The organism is Georgenia sp. (assembly GCF_054605595.1).
Genome location: NZ_JBTSDU010000211.1, coordinates 1 through 3078, shown reverse-complemented (window position 1 = coordinate 3078; position 3078 = coordinate 1). Strand labels below are relative to the sequence as shown.

Annotated in this window: 4 protein-coding genes and 1 pseudogene; 1 reads left to right on the top strand and 4 read right to left on the bottom strand. The window is 70.9% G+C overall.

The window, feature by feature from the left end; translation table 11 throughout:
• Positions 1-294, bottom strand: a 294-nt coding sequence (locus tag ACYC1Z_RS14960) for a hypothetical protein (protein ID WP_461410305.1), incomplete at its 3' end; no start/stop codon positions are given.
• 515 nt (positions 295-809) lie between these two features.
• Here ACYC1Z_RS14960 and ACYC1Z_RS14955 point away from each other — a divergent pair.
• Positions 810-1115: a hypothetical protein gene (locus ACYC1Z_RS14955; RefSeq protein WP_461410304.1), complete on the top strand. Its 306-nt coding sequence runs from the start codon at positions 810-812 to the stop codon at positions 1113-1115.
• Between the two features lie 48 nt (positions 1116-1163).
• Here the strand turns inward: ACYC1Z_RS14955 and ACYC1Z_RS14950 are convergent, their stop codons facing one another.
• The 3 genes and pseudogenes from ACYC1Z_RS14950 to ACYC1Z_RS14940 all read right to left on the bottom strand — a co-directional run.
• On the bottom strand, positions 1164-1667 hold the full coding sequence (locus ACYC1Z_RS14950) for a GAF domain-containing protein (protein ID WP_461410303.1): 504 nt from the start codon (positions 1665-1667) through the stop codon (positions 1164-1166).
• A 67-nt stretch (positions 1668-1734) separates the two neighbouring features.
• Positions 1735-2199: a hypothetical protein gene (locus ACYC1Z_RS14945; RefSeq protein WP_461410302.1), complete on the bottom strand. Its 465-nt coding sequence runs from the start codon at positions 2197-2199 to the stop codon at positions 1735-1737.
• A gap of 204 nt (positions 2200-2403) precedes the next feature.
• A pseudogene (locus ACYC1Z_RS14940) lies at positions 2404-3078 on the bottom strand (hypothetical protein); the annotation flags it as partial.

Genomic DNA, 3078 nt, shown 5'->3' with positions numbered 1-3078 from the left:
GCGATAGGCGAAGTAGCTGTTGAACGCCGCCTCGAGCGCGCGCGGATCGCTCATGCGCGTCACCGAGCTCGCCAGCGCCTCGAGGGCGCTCTTCGCGCGCCCCGCCGGCGCCTCACGGATGTCGGCGGCCAGCGCGGGCGTCGTGCGGGTCACCGCGGCGGTGATGAACGGGACCGGCTGCGGCTGTACCGGGTGCGCGGTCTCGTGCCCACCGCCGAAGCGGCCGGCCGCGGCGATGACCGCCGTGATACCGATGAGTCCGTTAGCCAGGTACTTCGTGGAACGAAAGCGCATCAATCCTCCATACATCGCGCGGGGGGAAAAGGGTCCACCAGGTGGTCGACGCGTCGTATCGTCTCCCATCGGCAGGCCCCTGCTCGATGGACGAAATATATCCTGCGTGGGACCACATTTAAAGCATTGACATTTATCGCTTTAACTCAACTATTCGTGTCAAACGTTTACTGTGGCGGCCGCTCCCGGAAGGCGGCGGTCCCAGGGGCGAACCGACACGGTTCAGCGCTGCCGAACGGGCTGAGCAGAAGGCCCCAGTCCTGCCCGGGACCCGGAGACCGGGGTCGCCCCCCCCCGCAGGAAGCCCGGATCAGCTCCGCGACGATGCGGGTGTCGATCGTTCGAAATCAGCGACTCGAATCCGCGGCCGCTGCGCCGGCGCCGCGCGTCACCCGCGCCGCCACTCCGGGATGACGCCAGCACCGTGCATGCGTCACTGTCGCGCCGTGCGACCGCTCCCTAATCTTGGAATGCCGAGGCAGGCGACCACGGCCGTAGACCAGCGAGGCTTCCGCATGGACCAGCATCATTCCCGGACCTTCAGGGACTCGGTCGGCCTCACCTGGGAGGTGCACCTGGTGGAGCCGGTGCTGCTCTCCCAGCGCGCGGATTCCTGGCTGGAGAAGCTCAACCCGCAGGTCGCCTCGGCCAATCACGAGCGCCGCCGCCCCTGGCTCGTCTTCGAGTCCAGCGAAGGGGAGAAGCGACGCCTGGTCCCCGTCCCCGACGACTGGACCACCTGCACCGACTTCGTGCTCGAGCGCTGGTGCATGAAGGCGCACCCGGTGCCTCCCGCCTTCGCGCGGCGCGCGACCGACTGATCGTGTCGCCCCACCCGGGGGCGATCGCGGGATGAGCGGGGCCGCGCGTCAGCCCTGACGGACGCGCTGCACCGAGCGCGCGACCTCGATCGCGATCGCGAAGTCGCGCTCCTCCTGCACGAACTCGCGCGGCTCGGCGAAGGCGACGCCAAGCACCCCCAGCACCTCGGCCGCTCCCTGGCCGATCAGGGGGAGCACGGCGTTGGCGTGGTGACCCGTCGCTTCCGCCAGGTGCAGCAGGTGCGGGTAGACCTCCACCCAGTCGCGCCGCGAGCGAAGGAAGATCGGGCGGCGGTGGCGCACCGCGTCCGACAGCGGGACCGGCGCCGCAAGGGGAATCCGCTCCCAGTCCGCGCGGAGCCGCGGCTCGAGGGGATCCACGTCGGCGATGCGAAGCGTGTGCTCCGGCTCGTCCACCAGCGCGACGATCGTCCCCGCGCACCCCACCAGCTCCGTGACCGCGGCAACGGTACGCGCGCACGCCTCCTCGACGGTACACACACCTTCGAGGTCGGCACGAAGTTGCGCCAGGCGGGGGTCGGGCGAGGGCATTGGTTCACGATACGGCGGCAGGGGCGCGGTCGCCAGATCCGGCCGGCCACCTGCCGTCGTGGGGCCGCTAGTGGCTGAACGTCGCGCGCCAGGTGCCCGTGTCCACCCCGCCCCAGATGCCGCTGTAGCTGATCCGGTAGGTGCCCGACATCGACGTCGCGCTGCCGTAGGTGCCGTTCGCCGTGCCCTCCATCGTGAGGATGTACCCCGCGCCGCACCCGCCGCCGGTGGAGGTGATGCGCACGATGTTGCCGTTCCAGTTGCCGCTCAGGATCACCTGGTAGCTGCAGCTCGCGGTCACGTCCACGTTCCAGGTGCCCTGCCCCTGGTGGATCGCCCCGCCCTTGAGGATCACGAGGTTGGTGACGTTGCGGATGCCGTCGCCGATCAGGGACTGGTTGTCGATCATCACCCACGCCTGCGACGCAGGCACCTCGGCGGGGCCACCGAGGTCGGCGACCGAGCACTTCGCGCCGAGGGTGGCGAACAGGAGGCAGGCGGACAGGAAACGACGCGGATGCCGGGTGGACATGACCACCCCTTCGTGGGGGGAAGCGCAAAGCGCCGGTTGCCAGTCAGCCGGTGGCGGGCCCGCAGGGCCCGATCCGCCTGAGCCTCCACCTTCATGGCATCGTTGTCAACGAACGGACGTTTGGAGATGGCGACGTCATACGCCACTCTGCCTGTCCCCGCCGGCCGCTCCCCGATGGCCGCGGCGATGCACGGCCGCCCGCTGTCAGCCCTCCCGGAACCAGGAGTGGCCGACGAGAGACCCGAAGAGCACGGCCGTCACGAGGCCGGCGACGAGAAGCTCCGGTCCACTCTCCGGGACGGACGAAGGATCGACGATGGCCACGAGTCCGAACACGGCGACGAGGTAACCGGCCACGGTGACGATACCGGCCAGGTACGGGCCCGCGCCGCGGACGCGGCGGAGGGGCCGGGCCGCGAGCGAGTCGACGAGCCCCCCGACGGCGCCGGCGAGCGATGCGGCGAGGATCGCGCCGCCGGCGACGGCGAGCACGTGCAGGTCGCGCGGTCGCGCGAGGACCACGAACAGCGCGCGCACCAGGGTGAGCGCGGCCAGCAGCAGTGCGCCCAGCACCGCCGGCTGCGCCCACTCGGGCAGGCGGGAGATCCGGCCGAAGATCGCCCCGACTACGCTCACCCATCCGGGCATCGGGGGGGCGACCGGATTCGGGAACCGCTCCCGGAGGAAGCGCTCGCGCGCCCCACAGGCGGGGCATGAGGCGAGGTGCGACTCGAGCTCCTGCAACCGCCGGTCGTTGTCCTTCAGCGAGGCAGGTTCACGCGCCAGGATCTGCTCCGCCACGGAGCAGCCGGGCAGTCCGCTCGCCGCGAGCGCCGCATCCTGCTCGTGCGCCTGCAGCCGGACCGCCACCGGGTGCGC

Coding starts and splice junctions, on each gene's coding strand:
- ACYC1Z_RS14945 (WP_461410302.1), bottom strand. CDS start 2,199: ATGTCCACCCGGCATCCGCGTCGTTTCCTGTCCGCCTGCCTCCTGTTC.
- ACYC1Z_RS14950 (WP_461410303.1), bottom strand. CDS start 1,667: ATGCCCTCGCCCGACCCCCGCCTGGCGCAACTTCGTGCCGACCTCGAA.
- ACYC1Z_RS14955 (WP_461410304.1), top strand. CDS start 810: ATGGACCAGCATCATTCCCGGACCTTCAGGGACTCGGTCGGCCTCACC.